Annotated in this window: 20 protein-coding genes; 6 read left to right on the top strand and 14 right to left on the bottom strand. The window is 52.8% G+C overall.

Annotated elements, in window-relative coordinates; all coding sequences use genetic code 11:
- Window positions 1-71 precede the first annotated feature (71 nt).
- A complete protein-coding gene (locus NST26_RS19990; RefSeq protein WP_340951811.1) occupies window positions 72-614 on the bottom strand; it encodes a GNAT family N-acetyltransferase in 543 nt (180 codons plus the stop codon).
- Between the two features lie 193 nt (window positions 615-807).
- Between NST26_RS19990 and NST26_RS19995 the strand changes: the two genes are divergently transcribed.
- A complete protein-coding gene (locus NST26_RS19995; RefSeq protein ID WP_340951808.1) occupies window positions 808-1,755 on the top strand; it encodes a serine hydrolase domain-containing protein in 948 nt (315 codons plus the stop codon).
- 912 nt (window positions 1,756-2,667) lie between these two features.
- Here NST26_RS19995 and NST26_RS20000 read toward each other — a convergent pair.
- Window positions 2,668-3,426: a CPBP family intramembrane glutamic endopeptidase gene (locus tag NST26_RS20000; protein ID WP_340951804.1), complete on the bottom strand. Its 759-nt coding sequence runs from the start codon at window positions 3,424-3,426 to the stop codon at window positions 2,668-2,670.
- Window positions 3,427-3,593: 167 nt separating this feature from the next.
- On the opposite strand from NST26_RS20000, the gene NST26_RS20005 reads away from it, so the two are divergent.
- Window positions 3,594-3,971 carry a hypothetical protein gene (locus NST26_RS20005; RefSeq protein WP_036733098.1) on the top strand — a complete coding sequence of 126 codons (378 nt, stop codon included), beginning with the start codon at window positions 3,594-3,596 and terminating at the stop codon, window positions 3,969-3,971.
- Window positions 3,972-4,049: 78 nt separating this feature from the next.
- On the opposite strand, the gene NST26_RS20010 is transcribed toward NST26_RS20005, so the two are convergent.
- From NST26_RS20010 to NST26_RS20025, 4 genes are all read right to left on the bottom strand, one after another.
- Window positions 4,050-4,223: a hypothetical protein gene (locus NST26_RS20010; protein ID WP_155991697.1), complete on the bottom strand. Its 174-nt coding sequence runs from the start codon at window positions 4,221-4,223 to the stop codon at window positions 4,050-4,052.
- Between the two features lie 83 nt (window positions 4,224-4,306).
- Window positions 4,307-6,301, bottom strand: coding sequence for a chemotaxis protein CheA (locus tag NST26_RS20015; RefSeq protein WP_245367972.1), 1,995 nt, complete (start codon window positions 6,299-6,301; stop codon window positions 4,307-4,309).
- 15 nt (window positions 6,302-6,316) lie between these two features.
- Window positions 6,317-6,742: a chemotaxis protein CheW gene (locus NST26_RS20020; protein ID WP_036700854.1), complete on the bottom strand. Its 426-nt coding sequence runs from the start codon at window positions 6,740-6,742 to the stop codon at window positions 6,317-6,319.
- 23 nt (window positions 6,743-6,765) lie between these two features.
- On the bottom strand, window positions 6,766-8,355 hold the full coding sequence (locus NST26_RS20025) for a methyl-accepting chemotaxis protein (RefSeq protein ID WP_340979673.1): 1,590 nt from the start codon (window positions 8,353-8,355) through the stop codon (window positions 6,766-6,768).
- A 307-nt stretch (window positions 8,356-8,662) separates the two neighbouring features.
- On the opposite strand from NST26_RS20025, the gene NST26_RS20030 reads away from it, so the two are divergent.
- Window positions 8,663-10,000: an MFS transporter gene (locus tag NST26_RS20030; protein ID WP_340979674.1), complete on the top strand. Its 1,338-nt coding sequence runs from the start codon at window positions 8,663-8,665 to the stop codon at window positions 9,998-10,000.
- A 375-nt stretch (window positions 10,001-10,375) separates the two neighbouring features.
- Window positions 10,376-11,131: a PIG-L deacetylase family protein gene (locus NST26_RS20035; RefSeq protein WP_340979676.1), complete on the top strand. Its 756-nt coding sequence runs from the start codon at window positions 10,376-10,378 to the stop codon at window positions 11,129-11,131.
- A gap of 422 nt (window positions 11,132-11,553) precedes the next feature.
- Here the strand turns inward: NST26_RS20035 and NST26_RS20040 are convergent, their stop codons facing one another.
- Both NST26_RS20040 and NST26_RS20045 read right to left on the bottom strand, forming a co-directional pair.
- On the bottom strand, window positions 11,554-12,384 hold the full coding sequence (locus NST26_RS20040) for a GNAT family N-acetyltransferase (protein WP_340979677.1): 831 nt from the start codon (window positions 12,382-12,384) through the stop codon (window positions 11,554-11,556).
- A 2-nt stretch (window positions 12,385-12,386) separates the two neighbouring features.
- Window positions 12,387-13,325, bottom strand: coding sequence for an MBL fold metallo-hydrolase (locus NST26_RS20045; protein WP_340979678.1), 939 nt, complete (start codon window positions 13,323-13,325; stop codon window positions 12,387-12,389).
- 130 nt (window positions 13,326-13,455) lie between these two features.
- On the opposite strand from NST26_RS20045, the gene NST26_RS20050 reads away from it, so the two are divergent.
- Window positions 13,456-14,493, top strand: coding sequence for an asparaginase (locus NST26_RS20050; RefSeq protein WP_340951784.1), 1,038 nt, complete (start codon window positions 13,456-13,458; stop codon window positions 14,491-14,493).
- Here NST26_RS20050 and NST26_RS20055 read toward each other — a convergent pair.
- Together NST26_RS20055 and NST26_RS20060 are read right to left on the bottom strand one after the other, a co-directional pair.
- Window positions 14,490-15,902 (bottom strand): sensor histidine kinase, encoded by a 1,413-nt coding sequence (locus NST26_RS20055; protein ID WP_340979679.1) that lies wholly within the window; start codon window positions 15,900-15,902, stop codon window positions 14,490-14,492. The two genes, NST26_RS20050 and NST26_RS20055, sit on opposite strands and share 4 nt — an antisense overlap.
- Window positions 15,899-16,606, bottom strand: coding sequence for a response regulator transcription factor (locus NST26_RS20060; protein ID WP_036733085.1), 708 nt, complete (start codon window positions 16,604-16,606; stop codon window positions 15,899-15,901). Before NST26_RS20060 ends, NST26_RS20055 begins: the two co-directional genes overlap by 4 nt.
- Window positions 16,607-16,763: 157 nt before the next feature.
- Between NST26_RS20060 and NST26_RS20065 the strand changes: the two genes are divergently transcribed.
- The gene (locus tag NST26_RS20065) at window positions 16,764-17,435 is read left to right on the top strand and encodes a hypothetical protein (RefSeq protein WP_339249218.1); all 672 of its coding nucleotides are present in this window, start codon (window positions 16,764-16,766) and stop codon (window positions 17,433-17,435) included.
- Between the two features lie 91 nt (window positions 17,436-17,526).
- Here NST26_RS20065 and NST26_RS20070 read toward each other — a convergent pair whose 3' ends face one another.
- The 4 genes from NST26_RS20070 to NST26_RS20085 form a co-directional block, all read right to left on the bottom strand.
- Complete coding sequence (locus NST26_RS20070) at window positions 17,527-18,168, bottom strand: cupin domain-containing protein (RefSeq protein ID WP_209869768.1); 642 nt, start codon at window positions 18,166-18,168, stop codon at window positions 17,527-17,529.
- Window positions 18,169-18,273: 105 nt separating this feature from the next.
- On the bottom strand, window positions 18,274-19,140 hold the full coding sequence (locus NST26_RS20075; RefSeq protein ID WP_339310289.1) for a methyl-accepting chemotaxis protein: 867 nt from the start codon (window positions 19,138-19,140) through the stop codon (window positions 18,274-18,276).
- Window positions 19,141-19,196: 56 nt separating this feature from the next.
- Window positions 19,197-24,620: a diguanylate cyclase gene (locus tag NST26_RS20080; protein WP_340979680.1), complete on the bottom strand. Its 5,424-nt coding sequence runs from the start codon at window positions 24,618-24,620 to the stop codon at window positions 19,197-19,199.
- Between the two features lie 12 nt (window positions 24,621-24,632).
- Complete coding sequence (locus NST26_RS20085; RefSeq protein WP_340951772.1) at window positions 24,633-25,799, bottom strand: small-conductance mechanosensitive channel; 1,167 nt, start codon at window positions 25,797-25,799, stop codon at window positions 24,633-24,635.
- Between the last annotated feature and the right edge of the window lie 440 nt (window positions 25,800-26,239).

A 26,239-nucleotide genomic window follows, 5' to 3' on the forward strand; every position in this document is an offset into this window, starting at 1 on the left:
TATATTAAAATTTTATGAATACAACGTGATAATTTTCACGAATTTGTGTCTTTTTTCACAAACATTCATATTTACTCTCTCAACGTATCCTCCCACTCCTCTCTAAGCAGCCCCATTCGGATAGAATCATAGTATATTCCGTTATAATATCGGCATTTTCTAAGCCTGGCCTCCATCATCATGCCCAGCTTCATTCCTGCTTTCATCATTCGCTCATTCCCGGACCAGGTGGTGTAGCCGACACGGACTAGCGGAAGGGTAGTGAATAAATGACCGATCCACAGCTTGAGAGCTCTAGTGCCATAACCGCTGCTCCAATAGGCAGGATCATAGATGACAATCCCCATTTCCAGCCAGTATGACGGCTCATGCTCCCAGTAGTAGCTGACATCACCTATAACAACGCCCTCTACTTCTATTACCCAATTGTTCACACAGCCAATAATTTCGGCTCGCTTCCTGTTATACGTCTCCCATGTAATTCGTTTGTGTTCATAATAAGGCGCATCCCATTTCTTCCATTCCGGCGCTTCCTCTTTATATGCGAGTTCCCACAGCCTGGGCAGATCCCCTTCAGCTATTGGGCGAATCTGCAGTTCATGATCCTGAATCATAGAATCCCTCCGAAACAGTTAATATATTGCCAACTAATCTTATAATAACTGACTAGAGGAAGCCCCGGCTGGTAATAAATGTGTATAAACAAATTGGACTTCCCGGCGTCAGATTGAGATAATACAGGGGAATTCATCAAGCGAGTATACAGACATTCAAGTGATAGTTGTATATATAGAAAGGATAATCCCAATGAACCTGTCCACCCTATCAGCCGCGCTTGCGCCGCTGAATCTGCGGAGCTGTCTGATTCAGCAGCAAGGCAGGCTGATCTTCGAGCATTATAGAGATCAGCGCACGGCCTCCGAGCTGGCGAAGATCAACTCCTGCACCAAGAGCATCCTCTCTGCGCTGATCTGCATCGCCATGGACCAGGGGCTGCTGCCCGGCCCTTCGGCTCCGCTCAGCAGCTTCTTCCCGCAAGTCCTGCGCGATAAGGACGCACGAAAGCCGAACATTACGCTCGAACAGCTGCTGACTATGTCCGCAGGCTTCCGCTGGACGGAATTCGGCGGGGCCAATTCCTTCCCGAAGATGACCCGTTCCCCCCATTGGGTGAATTATGTGCTGGAGCAGCCGCTCGCAGATGAGCCGGGCACCCGGATGGAATACAATTCTGGAATCTCGCAGTTACTGTCTTCGATTCTGGTACAAGCCACAGGACAGAGCACAGCCAGCTATGCCGAACAGGTTCTCTTCGGACCGCTCGGCATCCGGGACTATGACTGGGAATCGGACCCCCAGGGCATCCATACCGGCGGCTTCGGTCTGAAGCTGCAGCCTGTAGACCTGCTGAACTTCGGACAGCTCTATTTGCAGCAGGGGATATGGAAGGATTCGCAGATTATCTCCGGCAGTTGGGCTGTACATTCGGTACAACCAGTCATGCACACGGAGCCTCCCCGCCACGGCGGATACGGCTGGCATTGGTGGACAGATGCCCTGTCCTGCAGCTCAGCAACCGGAGAATCCAGTCTGGTGGATTACTATTACGCCCGCGGGTATGCCGGACAATTCATATATGTAGTGCCGGAGCTTCAGCTTGTCACTGTGCTGACCCAGGATAACAAGCGCGGGAAGAATAATCCGCCGCCGGATGTGTTCCGTGACTATATCGTGCCTTTACTGGGATCTATTTAAGCTGGCTCCTTAGCTTACCGGCAGCATACCATAGCAGCGGACACAACAGATTGAAAAAGAGTGGAAACGGCTTTGCTTTGCCGTTCATTATGTACAGACGCACAAATCCCCGCTGCCTGATTGCTTAAGGCCCGGGGATTCATGTGTTGATTACGCTATTCAATTCAATCATTTCCTCCAAGTAACAAAAGCCATATCCCTGACATGGTGATTGTTCTCAATTTCATGTTCACTTCATGCTTCCGTGTTGCCCGTTCGCTCCTGTCCGGAGTGTTGCTCCATGTCCTGCATATGGGGTGGATTCCCGCGTACACGATTTCACGAAAAACGTTTTCACGGACGTTTTCCCTACTGTGAGGAATCGCAGTTGTACGCTTCGCTAACCTTTTTCATTGGAATCACGCTCTTTCTTCCGCAAGAGACTTCTCCTGCTTGAATGATAAGCTTCGTTCTTCTTCCAATTAAAGATTTGCTTCTTGGGTTCCCGCATACCCACGATCTGCCAGAAGGTGTTATCATCCACCTTCTTCATCAGCAGCCGATTCCGGCATGCTTCGCTAACGCTAGTACATCGGGGCTCTCTCCTTTCCTTCATTCATTGCTAAATTTAGGAATGAGACCATCACCTGCGGTACCACCTGTAATGCTTGGTGCTCTTGATGCTGTGGTTCCTGTGGTGATGTCTACATTATACCTGAGAAACGCTTAAATTTAAACTTTCAAAAACCTGCATATCCCCGCAGAATCTGCGATATTCCAGTAGGATTGCAAATAAAATGCCCATCTCTAAACATTGCTCCGTTTACGGATTATTTGCTCCCGTTAGCTGATCATTTTCATGTATGCGCTATCATTTCACATGAAAATGAATGGCCAGCCTGAGGAATTCCTTCCCCGGACTGGCCGGTGTGTCTACAGGGTGAAACTATGATTTCTGTGCTTGCGGCTGAATACCACGAGCAGATAAATTCCATAGAGCAGATACAGAATATTAAGAATGGAGACGATGAGTACCTCATGCTCCAGATTCTCATTGCTGACCATGGCCAGTGCATCGTAGATAAAATGGAACGCGATCAGCGGAACAATATTCCGGCCTGTCTCCATCAGCAAGGCGAGCACACAGCCCAGCAGCAGCGCATTGATAACCTGGAGAATCGTATGTATGATATCATTTCCGCCAAAGGCGTTGGCCATATGCAGAACCCCGAAGAAGATGGAGGAGAACACAATATAAAAGACCGGACCTTTGGATTTCAGAAGATTCCAGATCACCCCTCTAAAAATGGCTTCCTCAGTATAGCCCACCAGCAGGGTCATAATGACGATGCTGATTATTTCAGGCGCTCCCAGTTCAACGTTGATTCCATTCATCAGCGGCTGGGCCACCGCAATAATGAGCAGCGGGATGTAGAACAGCACCGCCCGGGACGGACCAGCCTCCAGCTTGCGGAAGCCGAAGCTGACGAGCGAAGAATCCTTTCTTTTCATATAAATGGTTACAATAATGCCCATAACCAGGAAGGCGCAGGCCTGGGCATTGCGTATCCCCATATCGCCGAACTCCTGAATGGTAGCGACAGCAGCGGCTATGGATACCATTAGAGTCAGGACTACTCCCCATACCAGCGAGTAAACGAGCGGATGTCTTTGTACAGCAGTGTTTTTCATTTCAGATCTCCTTTATAGTAGGCTAACGTATTGCCGCTTCAGGACAATAATGGTTTAATTTTATGCTATGATGCCAAATTATACGATATCTATATAATCTTCCAGTGGGCATTGCGGTCTGTACATGCTATAATCTCTGAATCCTACAATGAGAATGGAACAACAACATGAACAGTCCTATCAAGATCTTCAAAGTGACCGTGCAGCTGGAAAAGGATGAATATGGTCTTGAGGTTAGCCATTGGCGTCTGCTGGTGGAAACGAACCGCTATTATGAGATCAAGCCGGAGAGCGGACCGGTTAAACGGATCTACAAAGAAAAATTAAATACGGTAGTGGATGACACCAAATCCTATACAGATGGCTATCTGGCCTGTTCAGCGTTCTGTAACGAGGACCGTATAGATGATATGCATACTGAAATGCTGCATGCGCTCCAGCTTAAGATCAAGGCCTATATGGACGAGCTGCATCTGAACCAGCAGGCTCTTGAGCTGCAGTTCAACCGCCCGAAGCCTCTGAGAACCGAAGAACAGACCTCCTGACCGTGGCACTACAATAACAAATAACCGGAAGAGTCGCAGGCTTCTGCGGCTTTTCCGGTTATTAGGCGTTGCTATTCCTTAGAGCAGTTCCGCATTCTTCACGGCGTGTTCCCAGCTTGGAAAATAATACAGCGCACTTCTCATCAGCTCGGGCTCCTGCTGCTTGATCTGCTTCTTGTTCATCTTGCCCCCACCAGACTGAAGCTGCTTGATCCTACTGATAACTTCATCTGAAGCCATTGTAATATCCAACTCTTCACCCCTTTCCGGTGTTTCTTTCCATATTTTTCACCATTGCTGCCGGTTCTATACCAGACTGTGATAATGGAAAGTAATCAGTGGCTAACGAGATAAGAGGCATCCAGAATCAGAGCGACCCGGCCGTTACCCAGGATCGTTGCCCCGGACAGATGATTCATCGTCCCTAGATACGCGCCCAGGGACTTGATGACCACCTCCTGGTTGCCGATGATCTCATCGACTGCGAACGCAGCGATCCGGTCAACAGATCTTACAATCACGAGCGGAATCGTCTTGGAACGGCGCTCTGTGCGCGGATAATGCAGCTTGTCTCTGAGCCAGGAGAGCGGAACAATCCGCCCGTGGTTGATAATCGCCTGCTCCCCTTGAACGACCTGTATCTCTTCGGGGGAGATCCGCACAATCTCAGCCACATTATACATCGGTAGAATCAGAACACGCCCGGACACCTTGACCAGCAGCCCCTTGATAATAGCCAGCGTAAGCGGCAGACGGATTGTAAACAGAGTCCCTGCCCCCGGCTCGGTCTGAATATCTATGATTCCGTTGAGACGTCCAATCTGACTGCGGACAATATCCATCCCCACGCCCCGTCCAGACACTTCACTGACCTCAGAAGCTGTGGAGAAGCCTGGCTCGAAGATGAGACTAACGGCTTCCTGTGCAGTTAAATACCCTGCCTGTTCTTCTGTTATGATCCCTTTGCTGAGCGCAGAGGCTGTAATCCGGGCGGCATCGATGCCCTGTCCGTCATCCTCCAGACGAATCACGACCTGATTCTCCTCATGAAAAGAAGTAAGCGTAATTCTGCCCTTCGGAGCCTTGCCCTGCTGCACGCGCACCTCTGGACTCTCGATTCCGTGATCGGCGCTGTTACGGATCAAGTGGATTAGCGGATCACTCAGCTCTTCAATGATCATCCGGTCCAGCTCGGTCTCGCCTCCCTGAATCTGCAGCTCAATATCCTTACCCAGCTTCTGGGCCAAATCCCTGACCAGCCGCGGGAAACGGTTAAACAGCTGATCCATCGGCAGCATCCGGGTCTTCATGACTCCTTCCTGAAGCTCTTTGATAATTCCGCCCATATGATCCGATATCGAGCCGATATCAGGCAGAACCTTGGCGGGATCCGTACGTTGTCCATTAGCGCTCAGATCGGCCAGAGAGGTCTGCTCAATCAGCAGCTCCCCCACCAGATTCATCAGATGGTCCAGCCGCTCCACACTTACCCGGACGGTTGACTGTACCTCATGGGATTTCCCCTTGCCAGGAGTAGAGGACGAAGGTTCTGCAGGCACCGGTCCGGCCGTGGTCTGGACGTCAGTCCCGGCTGCAGGTGCGGGCACGAATGGTGTAATGACAATGCTCTCGACATCGGTCTCCCCTGCCAGCTGCTCGGACACCTGCCGGAGCTCGCGCGGGGAAGCAGCAATTACAGCAAATTGGCTGTAGCGGGCGTCTTCATCGGCTCCCGGCGCCGCCGGGGGCGCCAGGGCAGCAGCAATCACCGGCCCGCAGACCTCTTCGATACGCTGCAAGAGGATATAATGCCGGGCCGCCTTCATCTGGCAGTCCTCTCTCAAGGTGACTACCAGAGCCAGCAGCGAGTAGCCCGCTGCCACGGCCTCTTCCGCCTGAAGCAGCTCCGCTGCATTTAAGACCGGAAGCAGTACCGGCTGAAGTTCAGCCGGCTTATTAATCAGCGCCTTGATCTCCGCAACCACAGCTGAGCAGTCTGTAAATCCCTCCCCGCTGACATACTGAGTGCGCAGCAGCTTCATCGCATCCAGCGCCCGGAAGAGCGTATCAATCAGATTACCGGTAATCTCCGGCTTCTTCTCCCGCACCCACTCCAGCGCATACTCCACCTCATGCGTGAGATCGCTCATCTCGCGGAAGCCCATCGTGGAGGCAGAGCCCTTGATCGTATGGGCTGCGCGGAAGATCGTCTGAATCAGCTCAGCGGTTGGAGCATGCTCCAGCGCAAGCAGGGACTGGTCGATCCGCTCTAATTGCTCGTTCAGCTCTTCTATGAATATATCGCGGTAAGCCGACAGTTCCATCATCATTGCTTGTTCCCCTTTTTACCCGCCCAATATTTCTTCGAGCTTCAGAATACCGATCAGCTGGTCATCCCGCTGCCCCACTCCGTGGAACACCGCATCGCGGCTGCGGTTATGTCCGCCTGCCGGCGGATGAATCTCGGCGTACGTAGTCACCTTGTTCACCTTATCTACAATCAGTCCGACGAATTCCTCGCGGTAGTTAACCACAATAATTCTTGTGCTCCGGGTATAAGGCTCATCCGCCATTCCCAGCAGATTGCGCAGGCTCATGACACAGACCACCTTGCCGCGCAGATTGACTACACCTTTGACTTCATTCCGGCTGAAGGGGATATCTGTAATGCTGAGCATTTTGATAATCTCATGAATCTCTTCAATCCGGATGGCACAGGTCTCGGCTCCTACCGCAAGCTCGATATATTGTTCCTTCTGTAAGGACGACATGGCTTCACCTTCCGTCTGTTGAATTAATGGGTCTTGAATGCGGCTGCCGATTGGGCCAGCTCTTCAGACAGCAGGGCCAAAGCCTGGCAGGTTGTCGCTGTCTCTTCAGAAGCCGCTGCCGATTCCTCGCTGGAGGCCGCAATGGACTGAACCGAGTCCATCACTTCAGCAGCCTGGGCGGACTCCTCTTCGCAGGCGGCAGCAATCTCGTTGACCTTGAGTGAAGAGGTGTTGACCATCTTAATGATTTGCTCGAACGCCTGACTGGTCATCGAAGACTGCTCTACGCTCTCAGCAACTGCCCTCACACTCTGCTTCGTATTCTCCTGCATGACCTTGATAATCTTCGTAATCTCCTTCGTAGCATCGCTGCTGCGTTCGGCAAGCTTGCGGACCTCGTCCGCCACCACGGCGAAGCCGCGCCCCTGTTCTCCGGCACGCGCCGCTTCAATCGCTGCGTTCAGGGCCAGGAGATTGGTCTGCTCGGCGATATCGTCGATCACTTCGATGATATCCCCGATTTTGCTGGAATCGTCTTCAAGCTGCTTCATCTGGTGGTTCACCGTCTGCATTCCTTGCAGGGAAGTCTCCACCACATATCCGCCTTCCCGGGCGGTCCGCACGGTATCATTGGAGAGCTCTGCCGCTTCCTCGGCACTGGAGGCCACAGAATCAATCGCCAGCGACAGCTCCTTGAACAGCTCAGTGATATTGGTCGCTGCCGCCGACTGGTTGGTGCTGGTGCTGGCAATCTCCTGAGTGCTCGCTGAGATCTGTTCGGAAGAGGCGGCAACGCTCTGTGAATTCAACACAATCCCGTTGATTAATTCCTTCAGGTTATGAACCATCCGGTTAAGAGCCGTGGCAAGCTGTCCGACTTCATCCTTAGTAGATATATCCGCTTGCTGCGTCAGATTGCCATTAGCCACTTCAGTAGCCACATGCAGCATCTGCATCAGGGGTCTGGAGATCGATCTTGCGATCAGGTAGCCGATCATAATACTGAGGATGACCGCCGCAATGACTACCGAGATTGTAAGGATGAACGCCGAGGAATAAGCGGATTGTGAATGGTTGTTCGCCTCATCTGCCAGCTCCACATTCACTTTGATCAGACCATCCAGATTGTTCAGTACATTCTGCCCCTGGACGGTCAACTGTGTAGTTAGAAATGTATTGAAAGCAGCCGCATCATCTTGCTCCGCCAGAACCAGCGCCTGATCGAACAGCTTCTCATAGCTTGCATACTCCTGGTCAAACGAGGCCAGCAGCTCCTTTTCACGGGCAGTGGTCGCCAGCGGACGGTAGTTATCCACCTTTTGGACAATTTCCTGACGGCCTGTGGCAATCTTTTGCTTATAATCGGTAATTTTATCTGTATCTGTTGTATTGCTCATATCCCGTGTATAGACCCGGTTAAGCTGATAGCTGATCTCGGCGGCAGACAAATCTCTGACTGAGATCAGGTTATTGCTGTACATTTCCTTCATATTCTGATTGCTGGTGCGCAGGGATAAGACCGAATAGACTCCAAGTCCTGCCAGGATTAAAGAGACGATCAAAAAAGCGGAGATGATCTTTGTAGCTGTTTTCAAATTCCCGAACCATTTCATAGTGCTTCCCCCTGTGGTTAAAACATCGTGTCCATCTTGTCGGCGGTATCCTAACACTCCCCCATCAGCCGGCGGGACATCATTAGCTATATTTCGACATTTTATATCAAAAAAATTATATTCTAATTTGTGTTTTTCATATTTTTTTCATTAAACTCAGTGCAATCCTCCCCTTCATCAATTGAAATGTTCACTATTCCGTAGTTTGATGCAGAATCCGCTTGACAGAACATAGAAATAAGTTATAAATAGACATAATTAGCAAACGATTCAATCCCATTTTATCCCCCGCGAAAAGAGGCTTGTCATGTCAGCAAAAGTACCTATGGCCGAAAAACTGGTGTTCTCAGGCGGTCTGCTGGGCCAGAATATGCTCTACAGCTTCATGTCGATGTACATCCTGTTCTTCTATACGGATCTGCTGGGAATTCCGGCAACCACTGCCAGTGTCATTCTGGTCGCAGCAAGTATTATCGATGCTTGTCTTGATCCGCTGATGGGCATGATTACCGACAAAACACGCTCCAGATGGGGAAAATTCAGGCCTTACCTGCTGTTCGCCCCTTGTCTGATCGCGCTGGCGACCGTCCTCTGCTTCTGGGACTTCGGCGGTTCCCGGACTGTGACTCTTGTAATCGCTACCGTCTCTTACCTGCTATGGGGAATGCTGTACACGGTCTGTGACACGCCGCTCTGGGCCTTGTCGTCCGTAGTCTCCACTGATCCGGGGGAACGCACCTTATTCGTCACACTGGGCAAAATCGGCGGGACGCTCGGCGCGGTCGTTATCACCATCGGCGGTATCCAGCTTCTGCTCGCCTTCGGCGGTGAACGGAATACACAGGCTTACCTCTACGCGGCAATCATTATCGGGGTCATCGCGGCGCTGTCGATTTTCCTGACAGGGATGCTCACCAAGGAACGGGTCGTCCCTTCCGTTGAGAAGATATCCTTCCGCCAGAACCTGCAAACGGTGTACAAAAACAAGCCGCTGCTCACCCTGCTCGCCTCTCTCTTGATTATCAACCTGGTCAACGGTATCCGGCAGAGCATTCAGCTCTATTATGTGGTCTATGTCTGGGGGGACGCGGGGTATGCCACGCAGGTCGGGATCAGTCTGGTGGCCGGTATGCTGCTGGGGATGATCGCTACGCCGCCGCTGCTGCGCCGCTTTGCCAAGAAGAAGGTATTCATTATCTCCTGCATTCTTGGGAGCGTAGCCTGCATCCTGCCTTATCTGCTGGGTGACCATAACGTATTGAACACCCTGGTGTTCTTTGGGGTCAGCTTCTTTTTCTCGGGCATGACGACAATTGTCAGTACCTCGATGCTGCTCGATACGATAGATTATTCGGAATGGAAGCTGGGCTTCCGGGGCGAGGGCATTGTGTTCTCAACGAACACTTTCATTACCAAGTTCAGCGGAGCGGTATCGCGGATGATTATCGGAGCCAGTCTCGGCCTACTAAGCTATGTGGAGAATCAGCCGGCGACTCCGCAGCTCCAGCACGGCCTTAGCTTCGTGATGTTTCTGCTGCCTGCACTGTGCTTCCTGGCCGCTATTCTGCCGATTCTCTTCTATAATATAACGGAGAAGCAGCGGGTGCAGATCCTGAGCGATCTGAATCACAGTCGGTCATTGTAGTGGGGTCCCATGCTCATGTTCTCTAACTTGCCCTTCCGGCTCCCGCTCCCTTTTGTTTTTCCCTGATTGAATCGTTCATGGTCAGGGGGGCGGCTAAGCGTAACGGACTCAGTTGCACTTACTTCTGGCAAAAGCCACGATTGGAGCAAGTTACGGACCCTATGGCCTTTATTGCCGGATTTTCTGCGCCGTAGCATTGATTATGGAGCGAATAAGACCGCCTCAGTCCGCAAGGCAACCCAATAGGTTATTTTCTTGTAAATAACGGCTCTCCGGTCCGTAAGGAGCAGGCCCGGTTGAGTGATTTCTCCTCACCCAACCTACAGAGGGGCTAACTGTACCCTCATCACAGATTAATAGGGAGGTATTTGGATTATGGATATATCCACACTAGCAGCGTTGATGTCCCCTCCGGATCTTAGCGGATGCCGGAGGATCTTGTGCATACAGCCGCACCCGGACGACAATGAAGTAGGCATCGGCGGAACCATTGCCTCATTCGCGGAACGGGGCTGCGAGATTCATTATCTAACCGTCACGAACGGAGATCTGGGCGCGGTGGACGAGCAGTTGTCTTCCGCCGGGATCGCCGCCATCCGCGCAAGCGAACTCGAAGCGGCCGGAAGATCGCTGGGGGCCACCGTGTTCCACCAACTGGACCATGGCGACGGTACACTGGAGCATATCCCAGCCCTCGCGGGAGAGATCGCCGAGATCATCCGGACGGTTCAGCCGGACTTGATACTGTGTCCTGATCCTTGGCTGAGCTATGAGGCGCATTATGACCATATCGTTACCGGCAGGGCCGCAGCCCAGGCTGTGCTGTCCTCCGGGCTGCCCCTGTATCCGAGAGGCACCCTTACACGGCCATGGCAACCGAAGGCTATCGGCTTCTACTTCACCGCTGAGCCTAATACGGTCATCGACATCACGGATCACTTCGAGCGCAAGTTCGCGGCCATGGCCCTGCACCGCAGCCAGTTCAATGAAGAGCAGCTGGCCATGTACCGGTTCTATTTCGGCGAGCAAGGCCGCCAGCTGGCCGAAGGCAGGGGCTTCGAGCTGGGGGAAGGGCTGAAGGTGTTGTCACCGCTGCACCTGCACTGCTTTGTGGATGCCCGCCGGATATGACGGCTGAGTGCTGGGGCATGTGCTGGCGGGGGCGCTAGGTTGCAGGGCTGTGAGTTGGCGGGGCATGGAGTGCTGGGGCGTTGAGTGGCTGAGAAGCTAGGCTAACGGAAGTTGAGCCGATAGTGCGCACGCCATACAATTCGCAGGTGCCCCCGCCTTCCCTTCAACAAACTAGTGGAAAAACGTATCTTAATTCAGCAATTCCCGGCATTTGCAGGTACACAAGTGGAAAAACAGCATCTAATTTTGTCTATTTCCCCCATCTAAGCGTAAGTGCGATTTATTAAGTGCCGTTTTTCCAACTATTGTCCTAGCAGTCGCCAATCATTCATCAGCAAGTGTAGAAAATCCACCTATTGTACCGCCCATGTAACGCAAATGAGCAGCAATCCCCCATCTATGTGGAGATTTGCTGCTCTTTGTTAAGCGGGAAGCTCGGACAAACGGTAGTAGGGGATGTTCAATGCAGGCTTGAAGCCCAGCTTCTGCGCCAGTCTGTACGAGCCCACATTCTCTTGGCGGCAGCCCCAGACAGGCTCCAAACCCTGCTCCAGACAGTAATCGATTAGCTTGCAGCACACTGAGAAGGCAAAATACTTTCCCCGGTGACCCGGTGCCGATTCGATTCCAATCTCCAGCTGATCCGTTGTCCGGTAAGCCGAGAAGGCGCTGGAGGCCTGCTTGCCCTCCCACAATAAAGTGTATCCTCGGCCTGAAGTCAGGAAGTGCTCCGCGTCACGCCAGAAATACCGGGGAATCACCGCACCCGTCTGCTCGCCGAATCCTTCGCCGTCCATCTGCACAATCTCAGCATCCCGCCGGAAACATTGCGCCTTCGCACGATAGTAGACCTCCGGATCGAACGTAAAATTCACCCGGGTCTGTATGTACATTCTGCGTGAATCCTCCGCATCAAGCCGTGCATTATGCTTAGGAAGCATAGCTTCAATCAGCCGGTCCCAGCCCCCTGCCGGATCAGCCTGCAGCCATTCCGCTGAATGCCGGTGCCCCGCCTTGTTCGTAATATAATCAGACAGACTCCGGTTAAACTCCTCATTGCCCGAATCCCCATAGACCAGCGACATCCCGTATTCATGAGCCACATAGAAGCTACGGGGGTTATGTACAGAATCCACATACACACTGCCTGTCGTCTGCCCGCTCAGAACTCCTTCAGCGAACAGGGTATTGATCTTCACTTCCTTTAACAGCGGCCAGGCAAGGGCGTACTCCCGGCTGTCTAGCTTCAGCATGCTTATCTCCCTCTTTTCTTAGGATCAGTATAGGTATTGAACAACCAGCGGAAATTCCACTCGAAGATATGAGACCCCTCCCATGTATCAAAAGGCTCAGGGATTCCCTTGGCTATCCAGTGCTCTGCACTTTCTCTGCTTCGGGCTGCCGTTGCAGCGTACTCCTGAATCTCTTTGAGGTAGCGCAGCATGTCAGGGATACTCTCCCGTCCGGCAACATCTCCATGTCCTGGAATCAGCCGTGTGAAATCAATTTCCCCGCCAATCTGCTCTATAATAGTTGTCCATGCTTCTGGGAACCCATGGAGCATCGCCGGGTGGAACCTGTTCAGGACCAGATCCCCTGCGATCAGCACCTGAACATCTGCAACGTACACCATAGCATCGCTGAGGGTATGACCGCCGCCATACGTGAACAGATGCAGTGAACGAGCTGATCCGTGAATATCCACACTATCCTTGAAGGTCACCGCTGCTGTCACTCTCCGGATTGTTGGCGTAGCCTCCAGCAACGCCTGTTTGTCCGATATTTCATTAATGAGCGCCTGCCGTAGACGGGAATCCGTAGCAGTATTTCTTTTCTCCTGTAATCCTGTGATCTGCTTCCGCAGACCATCCTGCCATTCCTCCAAAGCGGGTGGCGCATGCGTTCTCAGCACCTCACGGGTAAGCTCTGTCGATAGAATGATACTGTCCGAAAACTCCTGATTGCCGTAATGGTGATCCCCGTGATAGTGAGTATTAATTATGTATTTGACCGGCTTCCCTGTCAGCTTCTCTGCCTTTTCCCGCAGCAGTCTGGCTGCTGCCGGCAGGTTGAAGGTATCCACTACGACTGTAGAATCCCCAAGATCGATGATTGACGCATTGCCTACCGCGCCCAGGCCCGGAATAACAATCGCGGCCCACACTCCCTGCGCTACTTCCTCTACCCTGAACATACAGATCCTCCCATTTATATTTTCACACTTATTATACCTTAGTATGTCACCCATAGAGGAATGAATGTTATAATACTCTCAATGTCATGCGAATGACTGAATTCTGGCTCAACCTGAAAGGAAACAACCTATGATGAATACTATTCCCGAAGTGAATTTCACCGCTTCCCCTTACTATAATCCCGGCCTCAAAAATGTAGTCATCCTCGCCACCGGCGGTACCATTGCCGGCAGCGGCGAAGCTCATAAAACCTTGAATTATGAGCCCGGCGCCCTGCCCGTGCAGGATCTGCTGGATAGTGTACCACACCTGGAACGGCTGGCGAATTGCGCCGGGGTACAGGTCAGTAATCTGTGCAGCGCCGATATTACCAGCGAACACTGGCTTACCCTGGCAACGTACATTAACACGCTTGCCCTACGGGAGGATGTGCACGGATTCGTCATCACCCACGGCACCGACACCCTCGATGAGACGTCTTACTTCCTGAACCTGGTGATTAAGACCGACAAGCCGGTAATCATTACCGGATCTATGCGCCCGGCTACCGCAATCAGTGCCGATGGACCCCTGAATCTGTATCAGTCCGTAGCACTGGCGGCGAATCCCGAGGCTTCCGGCCAAGGCGTGATGGTTGTGTTTGCTGAGGGCATCTATAGCGGGCGGGATGTACAAAAGGTGAACACCTTCAAGGCCAACGCCTTCGATGAGCGCGATTTCGGCTGCCTGGGATATATGCGTGACAGCCATGCCTTCTTCTATACGCGCACCTTGAAGCGGCATACCACCGCAACCCAGTTCGATGTATCTGTTATGCAGGAGCTGCCGGAAGTATCCGTAGCTTATTTCCATGTGGATGCCAATCCCGGGATTCTGGATTATCTGGCCACGATCTCCAAGGGGATTGTGATTGCCGGTGCAGGCGGAGGCATCTACAGCAAACCGTGGATTGATAAAGTCGGCGAGCTGAAGAATAATAATATCCCTGTTGTCCGCTGCTCGCGGATTTCCAGCGGAATTACACTCAAGGATTCCTACATTGATTTGTCCGCCAATTCCATTCCGTGCAACAGCCTGGTCCCGCAAAAAGCCAGAATCCTGCTCTCCCTAGCTCTGACGCAAACCACCGGCTACGATGAAATAGCCGCAATGTTCAACGAGTATTAAACGCTGCACGCAGATGGCGTGAACTCAAAGGTGAAGACTGCGCCGCCCTCCGGACGGTTCCGGGCACTAAGCTCTCCGCCGCAGCGTTCCACAATAGCACGTGCGATGGCGAGTCCCAGCCCGGATTCGCCATTTTTCCCTTTGACGAACCTGTGAAACAGACTGGACAGCAGCTCCTGCGCAATACCCGGACCATCGTCAGCAACCGTTAATGTAATCCTTCCCCTGCTTGTATGCACCTCTACATCAATACGCTTCTCGGCATAACGGGCCGCATTGGATAATACGTTCAGCAGAGCTTGCAGCAGCTTATCCCGGTCCGCTCTTACCATCCCCCCATGGTCCCCGGAGACTATCGGATGTAGCGACAGCTTCCTTGCCGCCAGTAGCGGATTGACCCGCTCCACCGCCTCGCTCAGCAGCTCCTCCAGATCCGTATCCTCAGCCTGGTAAATATCCTCTTCACTGTCCAGCTTCGCCAGAAGGGTCATTTCGCTGACCAGATCACGTAAACGCCCGCTTTCACTCAGAATAATATCCAGTCCTTTACGGACGCCCTCTCCTTCAAATATCCCGTCCCTAATGCCCTCCGCATAACCGGCTATCGACATCAGCGGAGACTTCAGCTCATGCGAGGCATTCTGGAAAAACTGCTTCTGCACCCGGTTGAACCGGTGCAGCTCACCGGCCATCTCGTATACTGCCCTGGCGACAGAACCGATTTCACCTCCCGCCCGGATCAGATTCACCTCGGCAAACCGGCGGCTTTTCACTTTGTGGAGCTCCTGACGCAGGCTGATCAGCGGATCAATCAGCTTCCGCGTAATGAACAGGCTGAACAGGAGCATCGCTGCCGCTCCCGCAGCAAAGACAAGGATCAGCCGCTTCAGCAGCGACTGCTCGATGACCTTGATTCTGCTGACAGGCGTTAGCAAGGTGAGTTTGCCTTGGGGGAGCGTGTTGACTTGCACCAGATAACGCGGATCATTGCCGTCCCATAAGCTCTGCAGGCTCCCCTGCTCCATAGCTGTGACATCCACCGTTACTCCGGCCTGCACGGGCAGGGCCGGGAGATATCCCGAGACCACATTCCCCTGCTGGTCGCTCACGATGGCCTGTACTCCGCTGGAGAGCGTAGGATATGGAGCTGTAAGCGGATCGCTTTTTCCCAATGTGAATGCCCCTCCTTCTGTGAATGGAGCCCGCTGCAGACTCGCGGTCAGGGAAGCGCCAAGCGTCCTTAATCCCTCTTGCTCCTTACCAATGAAATGGTCCATCAGCACATAATGGATCATCACTCCCGTGATAGACAGGACCAGCAGCAGAGACAGCCCAAAAGCAACATTGATCTGATGCACCAGCTTCAGCTTTTTCATCCGCAGGCTTAGCCTTTCCACCATCCTCTTCATTCCTGCACCTCTCTCATACGGTAGCCGTGACCCCAAACCGATTCCAGCGGCAGGCCGTCCATTTTTTTGCGGATGCGCTTGATCAGGTGGTCGACAGCGCGGTCGCTGCCGAAATAATCCTCCCCCCAGACATGGCCCAGCAGCTCTTCGCGCGTAAAGGCCCGGTTCGGACTTCCCGCAAAGACCATCAGCATCAGGAATTCCTTGCTGGTCAGCTCCACTTCATCTCCCCGCCAGAAGGATCTTCTCTCCTCAGGATGCAGCAGCAGACTGCCCAGCTCTATCCCTGTATGCACAGCAGGCAGAACAGCCGCAGACTTGGATTCGTGAAGACGTTCCCACCGTTTCAGCTGGCGGTTAATCCGGGCTACCAGCTCACGGGGACTGAAGGGCTTGACCAGATAATCGTCGCTGCCCAGCTCCAGACCCAGGATTTTATCCACTTCATTATCCTTGGCTGAGATCATAATAATCGGCACCTCCGCCTCATCACGGATACGCCTGCATAGCTCATAGCCGTCCATTCCCGGAAGCATAATATCGAGCACCCACATGCCGGGAGGATCATTCCTCCATAAATCCCACGCCTCCTCGGCACTTCCAAGGCCAATCGTCCGGTAATTCTCTTTATGTAAATAAGCTTCCACCAGATTGCGTATATTCTCGTCATCGTCCACAACGGCAATGACCGTTTGATTGTTCATCCAGGTAACCTCCGTGATTTGTCTCTTCACCATTATAGCAAGCGGGTGAGCGGGATTGGGCGCTGCCATTGTTTTTCCACATTGCTGACCCTCTCCTGCCACAGAACCCCGCTATAGTGAGAGCTGTAAGACAAATCACCTGAAGGAGTGTTCGTACATGAATCGTCTAATCGTGAAAAGAATGGCTCTATCCACCCTGCTGCTGTCCAGTATCGCCACCCCGGTCTTCGCGGATACGGGAATCGCGCCGCCCCCAGCACAGGGACCCACTGCCACCATAAGCACAGCCGCTGCATCCACAAATGGCAGTAGGCTGCTCCCCTTGCTTGAACCGCAGGTTCTGGCGCTGGTGAACAGCTATGCCCCGGAAACTTCCCAGGATTGGCGGGATACGCTCAGCCGCTACCATGCATTAACAAGCACGAAGGCGCTTAATGTGGTTCTCGCCAAGCCAATGTCTGCCGCTCCATGGACAGAAAAAACCGGTATTATGGATGTGCAATTAGCCACGCCTGGAACATTGACGGACGCAGAAACGCTTCCGCTTGCCACTGTGCCGGAATACGGGACAACTGGGGGCAGTGTTAAGGCAGTTCCGTCCGCCTCAGCAGCTGCAAACCTCACACTAACGGTGCCTGACTCTCTGGAATCCGGCAAGCTTGCCAATGTGGTAACCTTACATGCGGCGTACATCGATGGCTTATTCAAAGCACAAGCTGCACTGGCAGAAGCTGCACAAGCCACAGATGCAGCAGCAATTAAGCAGGCACTGTCCGCACTGCTGAGTCAATATAAGGACCTTAACCACAAGCTGGAAGAAGCGAAATAAACCACGCACACCCTGCATTCCATAGAAAAGCAGACCAAGGAATTCCTCCCTGGCCTGCTTTTTCTGTTCATTAGTATAGCGTAGCCGCCGCTTAACGGCGCGGATACATCTGATAAGGATAGAATGCCGCCGCCGGCTGCTGGGCAGCGTAGGCGGGCATGCTTTTGGCGGACGGGTCCATGTTGGTTCCCCCGGCAGACCCTGCTACGGCGCAGCCCGGAGGCGGTCCAAGAATAATCGATTCCTTCAGCGGGGCCACGGCCTTGGCGTATTCCTCTTCATTAATGCAATAGGCGCGCTGGATGACCTCTGCGGGAACGGCCCGCAGGAAGTCTGACCCATACACAATATCCGGTGTCGGCGCATCAAAGATCGCCAGGAAATGGGCTTGTTCGCTCTCGGCCAGAATCCAGTGAAACCATCCCTTCGGGAAGACAGCAATTTGTCCGGCCTTCAGATGATAGGTCATCAGCTTTTGGGTGAACGGATCGAATACCGAAGCAATCAGCTCTCCGCTAATCACGAAGATCATCTCCGTCACGTTCGTGTGCCAGTGCGGCTGGACGATGAAGCCCTTGCTCATATGGGCATTGAAGAACCCGTTACGTATCGCCGGCAGCTGTTCGCCAAAAAGCTGCGTAATATAATTGTTCGCATCCCGCTTATAATTAAGCACCTGATTAGAATCGGCGGCAAGCTTCAGGTCCGGTGCCTGCAATACTGGATCTAGCATGGTTAGTTCCTCCTCAGACTGGATTGTAGCCTTAAGTAACACTGGGCATTCGTCCAGATACTATATGCAGGGGAGGAGCTCTTTGACACTAGAGACCGGTGCGGATTAGATCAGGCGAGCGATACTCTCAATCTCCACGGCGGAAGCAGCGAGCTGCTGCATGGAGGCGGTAATCTCCTCTGTGGCTGCGGCCTGACGTTCGCTTTGTGCCAGACAATCCGTAAGCACGGCATCCATCTGGTTAATCTTCTGCTTGATCATCTGCAGAATGCCGGCAATATCCTTCGCCGATGAAGCGCTGGATACCGACATTTTGCGGATCTCCTGAGCCACGATGCCGAAGCCCCGTCCATGCTCAGCGGCATGCGCTGCTTCAATCGCTGCATTGAGCCCCAGCAGGTTGGAATTCTCCGCCACCTTGCGGATGAAATCCAGAATCTCGTCGGTCTGCTGCAGATCCTCTACCACCTTCTGGCCCAGCTCCTTCAGATCCCCTACAGTATTCGCCAGATCCGAGGCCGTGCCTGCAATCTCTACCGATGTCGAGCTGATCTCGTCAGAGGTCACCGCCAGCGCATTCGCTGCATCGCTGAGTGTTACCTGATTGCTGAGGCTGATTCCGATCGTGAACACGCCTGTCACCACCCCGTTCCGGTCCCGGATAGGCATGGATGACGATTTAAAAGGAATGCCGTAGATCTCTCTTGGAATCGTAGCACTGACTTCCTCCCCGCTCTCCAGAGCAGACCGGATTCCCCCGCTGGGCGGTACTGGAGAACCCAATTCAATCTTGGCTTTCAATTCCTTCCCTTGCAGATAATAAATGAACTTGTCCCGGTCTGCCAAAGCAAACATTACATCCAGCGGGAACAGCCGCTGCACCAGGGGCAAGGATATTTCAAGCGCCTTCCGCAGCTGATCCATTTCTGATTCTTGTCCTGATTCCTGTTCGGATTCGTGTTCGGTATTCATTGCTTCAACAGCTCCCTAATGATATTTATTTATGTACATCTCTTATCGCTTGAATCTTATCGCTCGAACAGTGTAACACAGTTGCGCCCTTCCGCCTTTGACTGATACAGTGCATCGTCACCCAGCTTGTAGATATCCTCCTCGCGCAGACCGTCAACAAGTACGGCGGCTACGCCGATAGAGACGGTAATTCTTCCGTATTCCGGACTTTGGTCATGCTGAATCCCCAGCTCCGCAATGCTTCGTCTGATTAATTCAGCGAACACACGGGACTCTGGAGGGGTAAGTCCGGCGGCCACAATCCCGAATTCTTCACCACCCAGCCGGAACGCGGTTCCATCCGCCTGTTCAGCCAGCTCCTTCAGTACCCCGCCGATTCTGCGCAGTACCGTATCGCCTTCATAATGTCCGTAGGTATCATTGAATTTTTTGAAATAATCAATATCCAGCATCAGGTAGGTTAAATACCTTTTGCCTGCAGCAGCCTTGTCCACCTCATCCAGGAACAGCTTATTGAAGTATCTGCGGTTGTACAGCCCGGTTAATTCATCGGTGATGGATATCCGTTCAATTAGACCGATATACTTGCTCAGCTCCCCGTTGTTGAATTCCAGCTCCTTCGTCCGCTCGGCCACCAGTTCCTCCAGATGCTCCTTGTGGCGCCGCAGCTCCTCCTCCGCCTTCTTGCGCTCGGTGATATCCTTGATCGTTCCCTGAATCGCCGGCTTATCCTGATACATGATTCTGACGACCTTGTGAATGGCGATGATCTCAAGGGACTTATCCTTATGCAAAATCCTTGTCTCGTACTCTTCCGGTGCCTGCTTGCCCTCGACTCGTCTGGCATAATAATGCATCACCTTCTCCCGTTCCGGCGGCGTAATGAAATTCCCGAAGGGCTGCTCCAGCATCTCGCCCGGCTGATAGCCCAGCATCTGCTCCAGCGCCTCATTAACATAGACACACCGCATATCCTGGACCACGAACACCCCGTCCTGCAGGTTGTTGACCAGTTGGCGGTACTTCTCCTCAGAGCGCTCAAGCTCAGTATACAGACTGGCATTCTCAAGCGAGAAGACCATCTCTCTGGACAGCAGATTGATAATCTTCATCCGTTCCTCGGTGAATACACCGGTGACCAGATTATTCTCCAGATAGATGATGGCAATCGTCTTATTCTGGTTAATCAGCGGCATGCAGACCATCGATTTCGGCTGCTGCCTCACAATATAAGGATCATTCACGAATGGAGTCTCGGAATAGGCATCATTGTAGATCAGGCTCTCCCGGCTCTCCTCCACCTGTCTGATGATCGCAGCAGGCAGATTGTCCAGCTGATGAGACTCATGAATGGCCACAGAGATCCGGTCCGTGTCCGCTTTATATTCCCCTTCGACCAGAAGATTGGCCTTGGAGGTCATCAGGATACAGCCCCGCTGCGCTCCGGCGTTCTTGATCACGATCTCCATCAGCGCTTCCAGCAGGTGGTTCAGCTCAATTTCTTTGGAGATGGCCTGTGAAGCCAGAATGATGGAATTCAGATCAATGCTCTCAGTATAATCGGTCACCGTCCTGCCGTGCATGAACTCCTTGTTGCTGATTTTCTGGTCAAGAGCAGGGTATCGATCCTTGATGAACGCGATCTTCTCCTTGGCGCCCCAGACCGAATAATAGTATTCGGATTGTCTCAGCAGATAGGCGGCGAACTCGTTGAAGCCCTTGTCCATATAGTACCGGGCCGCCAGCTCGTTGCAGATTGCCTTATAGCGGACGAAGCTTCCCTGCTCGCTGGCCTCAATGGCCAGATCATAATAATAGCCTGCGCGCGTGCTGTTCCCGGAGATCCGGGCCCATTCGGCCCTCATCAGATATTCATGCTGGCGGAAGGTTCCCGGTGCATTGCTGGCCCATTTGCGTACCCGGCCAAGCTCCTTGCGCATTTTGGACCTGGCCTTCCGCTTGCCGTTCACACCCAAATCCTTGTAAGCATAAGCCAGATTCAAGAAGGTGTAGAGCGCGAATTCCTCCATAAAAGCCGAACCGGCCAGCGTCCCGATAATCGGATAGGCCCGCTCGATATACTCCAGCGCTTCATCATGCTTCTCGTAGAGAAACAGCAGCTTCATTTTGTAGATATAATAAATCGCAATCCCTGAGTAATACCTCGCTTCCTGCAATTCGTGCAGATAGACCTCTTCGCTGAAGATTTCATTGTTGAATGAGGTGCGGTCCGGCAGCTCTCCGGCAAGACTGAGGTAATACTGGCGGGCCAGCTGCGCTGTGGCAAGCGACTCCCTGTACTTCGTGTTCTCAATCATAGAGATCGTACGCGCACTTTCCTGAAGCAAAGCCGGGATGTCCATCGACGGATTCCAGAGATTCACATAGAAGGCGGAATGGGCCAGATAGAGCAGATCGCCTGTCCGCAGACTGGCTTCAATTGAGGTGCCGAACCAGTCCTGCAACGTATCCCAAGGCTCGGTCCAGGCGTGGCTGAACAGCGTATACAGGACATGCGCCGCGCCTTTCCACTGCAGATCATTGAATTTGTCATTAATTCTGATCCCGAGACGTCCATAAGCGAAGGCCCCCCGGGTATCGCCGAAGCCGGACAACAGCATGGCATAGCCGATAAAAGCAAGCGCCGACTCCGGCGAGTTACCGTATTTCAGCGTTAGCCCCACCTTCTTCAGCACCACCAGCCCGAACAGCGAGGTCTCCCCCGAGATAAACGCCGGCGGTATAAAGTTAACCAGCAGCCGCATCACCAGTTTCATCTCCGGGTCCTGCATCTCCGGCAGTGCAAAAATCGTCTCCGGCGTTCTCGCCCGCAGCGCGGCCTTAACGACCAGCAGCTCCTTAAGGACGGCGGGCATTCCAACCTTGGCCGGAATCTTAATTCCGAGCGCCTTCAGTCCCCGTCTCCCCGAAGCAATCGACTCGGGCATCATGCCAAGGTACATATAATGATTGGTCTGCATCTCATAGATTTCCGCAATAGCCATCCGCTCCGTAGTTTGCTCCAGCAGCAGACGGCAAGCCTGATCCCCCTGATCGATGTGATGGGTGAGATAGCTGCATTCCGCATACAGCCTGTAGATCTCCGCCGCCTGCCCCGGGTCTGTACTCCAGATCTGCTCCGGGAGCAACTCCATTGCCGCTTCAAGCAGTAGGAAGGCCGAATCATACCCGTATCCTGCTTTGGCCTTGTAGGCTGCCCGCAGATTCAGAGCGACGATCTCACGCGCCTCCGAGCTGTCAGTGATTAATTCCAGCCCTTTATTAATATGGGTTGCAATATCGACCAGCTTGTCCGCGATTTCCTCCTCTCCAAGATTCCGCAGCAACAGCCGGCCGATACTAAGATGAAGCCTCTTCCCCCGTTCAGGATCAAGCAGCTGGTAGAAGGCCTGCTGAATCCGGTCATGGGCAAATTTCAGCCGGATGCCAATCTGCGCAGCCTCGCAGCCAGATTCGGCCAGCGTAGCGGAGAATATGGCGTACTTATGGTCGGCAGGGACAATATACTCTTCCTGAACCGCCCGGGTAATCGCGGCGGCAATCACCTCCGGCGCTTCCTCGCCGATTAGTGTCAGCATCCCGTAGTCGAATACGCTGCCGGCCGCCGAGCTAAGCATCAGGATATGACGGACCTCCCCCGGCAGATGCTGCAGCTGTCCTACCAGGAAATCCACCACACTGTCATGGACCGGCAGTGCCTCCAGCTGCTCCAGGCTCCAGCTCCATTCCCCGTTCTGCTTGTCGAAAAAGATAATCCCGCGCCGGTGAAGATCCTTCAGCATTTCCGTCAGGAAAAAGGAATTCCCCTTCGACCGCTTGTATAAATGTCCGGTTATCCCTTCGACCCGTTCCATGCTGCTGTACAGCGTGTCAGCCACAAGGCTTTGCACATCCGTCTCTTGCAGCGGCTGAAGGTGAATACGTCCAACTTCACGATTTTTGCCGATCTTAACCATCGCGGAGAACAGCGGATGACCTTCGTGGATCTCATTCTGCCGGAAGGAGCAAATCACAAACATCCGCTGCAGATGGTTATCCAGCACCAGCTTCTCCACCAGCTGCAGGCTGGAGTAATCCGCCCACTGGACATCATCCAGGAAGAGGACGAGCGGCCGGTCCGGATGCGTCATGGCCTGCACGAACTTGGCAAAGGTCAGGAAGAACCGGTTCATCTCCTCGGCCGGACTCAGCGGTTCCGGCTCAGGCTGGGTCCCGGTCCAGACAGCAAGCTCAGGGATTAATCCCGTAATCACACCGCCGTTGCCGTCAAGCAGCCGGGTCAGCGAGCGGCTGACCTCACTCTTGTAATCCTCATCCGGACTCTCCAGCAGCTGGCTGACCAGCCTGCGAAAGGCCTGGATGAGCGCACTGTAAGGAATATTCTTATTGTACTGGTCGAACTTCCCTTCCGCGAACAGCCCCTTCTCCCGGCTGATTGTCCGGTGCAGCTCATGAACCAGTGCCGTTTTGCCTGCACCTGCATCACCGGAGACCAGCATGACCTGTGAATTCCCGTTGACACTGCTGCGGAAGGCCGTCTCCAGGGTGGACAGCTCCTGCTGTCTGCCGACTACTTTTTGCGGAATGCGGAAGGTGTTCAGGAGATCCTCCGTTCCAATCACGAAATCCTCCTGCCCGGCCAGGCATTTCTTCAGATCGGCCTTGATGCCGTGCGCGCTGCGGTACCGGTCCTCCGACGACTTCTCCATCAGCTTCATAATGACCGCCGACAAGCCGCTGCTAACCCTGCCTCCGGTTGCATGGTAAGGGGAGACGGCTTCCTTTGCAATAATGGAATAGATCTGCTCCATCATCTCGGACGATGGATACGGCATGATGCCGGTCATCATCTCGTACAGGACCACACCTAGTGAATAGTAGTCACTCCGGTAATCTATATTCCGGTTCATCCGGCCGGTCTGTTCCGGTGAGATGTAAAGCAGACTGCCCTCCAGCACGCCGCTGTTCTGGAAATCACGCCTCTCCTTGGACAGCTTCACTGCAAGATCGAAATCAATCACCTGGACAATTTCCCGCTCCCGGTTCCAGATGATATTCGACGGCTTGATATCCTTATGGATCACGTTCTGCTCATGTATGGAGCCCAGAATATCCACAACCTTGACCGCCAGCTTCAGCAAAGCCTCCTCCCCCGGCTGCTCTTCCGCCAGAATCCGCTTGAGCGAACGTCCGGCGATATCCTCAAGAACCATGACGTACAGACCGTTCTGCTCTTCGAGCCTCAGGGGACGGATAACCCCTTCTGTGCTGGTGCTGAGCTCTGTAAGCAGCTTATATTCCTGTTTGAAGCGCATTACGGCTTCGGTGCCGGCAAACTCCGATTTTAACACCTTGAGAATGACCGTTTCTGCGGAGGAAGCCTCCGTGCACCGGTACACGGCTTTTATAGGATTATCTGAAATGGTCTCCAGGACCTGATAATGGTCATTAGCAATCATTGTACTCCACCTTTAGCCTTGTTCTCCCGTAACTTCAATATCGGCATCGAATTTAAATACATAGGCAGCGATCAGCCAGATAATCCAGCAATTCAGCCCAAAGAACAGATAACCGAAATAGCCCAGAACCGGCATCTCGGAGAAAATATGAAATTTGTCCAGATAAGGCACCGAGTATTTCCAGTAATTCGGATTGGTAGGAACGTCGTCATGGAACCACTCACTGCCAAAGTTCCAGAACTCCCAGAAGAAGCCGTTGAACACCGTAGCCAGCCCCACCAGAATGACCTTGGACCAGTCTCCGTTCTTCACCGGGGTGAAGGGGGTCCAGTAACCGGCAAGCGCCATCGCTGCGGACAGCATCGGAACCAGCGCAACCCACAGCACCCAGAACAGCAGATACGGATAATAGCCCATGCCGAAGGCCAGGATCAGCCCGAGAATATAATAGACGATCAGCCACATGCGTGACACCTTCAGCCTAGGCCCATGGCTATAACGGTTGCGGAACAGACGGAAGGTCTTGAGGAGTAAGTACCATTCGAAGATGGCCGGAAGAACCGTTGTATAGGATAAGGAGAACCAGAACACATTGCCGAAGTTAGAGAACACTTCATTATTGGGGTAATACCAATTCTCCAGGACGAAGAAATTCAGGTATTCAAAAGCAAACCAGCTGAAGCAGGACACCACCGCCAGCAGCTGCATCACATGGGGCTTGCGCGAGATGATCGAAGCTCCGTGATTTCTCCGGTAGACCAAACCGTCCAGGATCAGAATAAAGGACCACCAGAGGGGAACAAACGTGTAATGCTCCAGCGAGACAAACAGCTTCACCCGGGCCCACATCAGGAACCAGCTAAGCGCAAGCACCGGCAGGCTCCACCAGAACCAGATAGGGAAAGGGGTGGCCGCCCCCGATTTCCGGGGTGCCTCCTCCGTCTTCTTGAAGCCGAACCATCCGGGGAATACCAGGACCAGTGTGATGATCAGGGCCACAACGCAGGCGAGCGAGAAATACAGCAGGCTGAACCCGGGGTCAGCTTCGACCTTCTGGGCCGGGAAATCCCCGTAACCCGGGGGCATCCCCTTCCATTTCGCCAGACTTCCTAGTAACGGGAGCAGAAAGATCAGTCCGAAGGTAACGATCAAGAATACTGTCTTTTTCCATGTTTTCATTGCGCAAACCCCCGCGTATGTATGTAGTTGAAAGTCGAATTTTGTTGATAATCGCTAATATTCGATAACACTCCAGTTTATTCCTGCTGACTGCACACAAAAAAATGCCCCACCGTCCATTTCCATGACGTATGGAGCAACTGTGCGAGGCATAATGCAGGTGAAAACGGGCTTCAGGCGAATTCTATTACACCAATTATTAAATCCATAAAGTCTACTTAAATGAATGATATGCCTAACACTGTAACTAATACACCTGAATAGAGTGATGTATCTTATATAAAAGGAGGGGTTATATTGTCACAGCCTAATCTGCCCAATATCACGCCAACGATCACTTTATCTCGAGATGATGTGCTTAACCTATTATTTTCTTCCATCGCAATGGAAGAGTTGGGCTTAGCGCATGTTATAAATGCCCAAGGGGAAAACATCCAATT

Origin of the sequence: Paenibacillus sp. FSL R7-0128, from assembly GCF_038002245.1 — a bacterium.
Lineage (GTDB): Bacteria > Bacillota > Bacilli > Paenibacillales > Paenibacillaceae > Paenibacillus_AQ > Paenibacillus_AQ silagei.

Excerpts from the sequence above, each read along its gene's own strand:
- NST26_RS20070 (WP_209869768.1), bottom strand. The coding sequence starts at position 18,168 with ATGCTAGATCCAGTATTGCAGGCACCGGACCTGAAGCTTGCCGCCGAT.
- NST26_RS20055 (WP_340979679.1), bottom strand. The coding sequence starts at position 15,902 with ATGAAGAGGATGGTGGAAAGGCTAAGCCTGCGGATGAAAAAGCTGAAG.
- NST26_RS20030 (WP_340979674.1), top strand. The coding sequence starts at position 8,663 with ATGTCAGCAAAAGTACCTATGGCCGAAAAACTGGTGTTCTCAGGCGGT.
- NST26_RS20075 (WP_339310289.1), bottom strand. The coding sequence starts at position 19,140 with ATGAATACCGAACACGAATCCGAACAGGAATCAGGACAAGAATCAGAA.
- NST26_RS19995 (WP_340951808.1), top strand. The coding sequence starts at position 808 with ATGAACCTGTCCACCCTATCAGCCGCGCTTGCGCCGCTGAATCTGCGG.
- NST26_RS20000 (WP_340951804.1), bottom strand. The coding sequence starts at position 3,426 with ATGAAAAACACTGCTGTACAAAGACATCCGCTCGTTTACTCGCTGGTA.
- NST26_RS20065 (WP_339249218.1), top strand. The coding sequence starts at position 16,764 with ATGAATCGTCTAATCGTGAAAAGAATGGCTCTATCCACCCTGCTGCTG.
- NST26_RS20035 (WP_340979676.1), top strand. The coding sequence starts at position 10,376 with ATGGATATATCCACACTAGCAGCGTTGATGTCCCCTCCGGATCTTAGC.
- NST26_RS20025 (WP_340979673.1), bottom strand. The coding sequence starts at position 8,355 with ATGAAATGGTTCGGGAATTTGAAAACAGCTACAAAGATCATCTCCGCT.
- NST26_RS20085 (WP_340951772.1), bottom strand. The coding sequence starts at position 25,799 with ATGAAAACATGGAAAAAGACAGTATTCTTGATCGTTACCTTCGGACTG.
- NST26_RS20060 (WP_036733085.1), bottom strand. The coding sequence starts at position 16,606 with ATGAACAATCAAACGGTCATTGCCGTTGTGGACGATGACGAGAATATA.
- NST26_RS20015 (WP_245367972.1), bottom strand. The coding sequence starts at position 6,301 with ATGATGATGGAACTGTCGGCTTACCGCGATATATTCATAGAAGAGCTG.
- NST26_RS19990 (WP_340951811.1), bottom strand. The coding sequence starts at position 614 with ATGATTCAGGATCATGAACTGCAGATTCGCCCAATAGCTGAAGGGGAT.
- NST26_RS20080 (WP_340979680.1), bottom strand. The coding sequence starts at position 24,620 with ATGATTGCTAATGACCATTATCAGGTCCTGGAGACCATTTCAGATAAT.
- NST26_RS20040 (WP_340979677.1), bottom strand. The coding sequence starts at position 12,384 with ATGCTGAAGCTAGACAGCCGGGAGTACGCCCTTGCCTGGCCGCTGTTA.
- NST26_RS20050 (WP_340951784.1), top strand. The coding sequence starts at position 13,456 with ATGATGAATACTATTCCCGAAGTGAATTTCACCGCTTCCCCTTACTAT.
- NST26_RS20005 (WP_036733098.1), top strand. The coding sequence starts at position 3,594 with ATGAACAGTCCTATCAAGATCTTCAAAGTGACCGTGCAGCTGGAAAAG.
- NST26_RS20045 (WP_340979678.1), bottom strand. The coding sequence starts at position 13,325 with ATGTTCAGGGTAGAGGAAGTAGCGCAGGGAGTGTGGGCCGCGATTGTT.
- NST26_RS20020 (WP_036700854.1), bottom strand. The coding sequence starts at position 6,742 with ATGTCGTCCTTACAGAAGGAACAATATATCGAGCTTGCGGTAGGAGCC.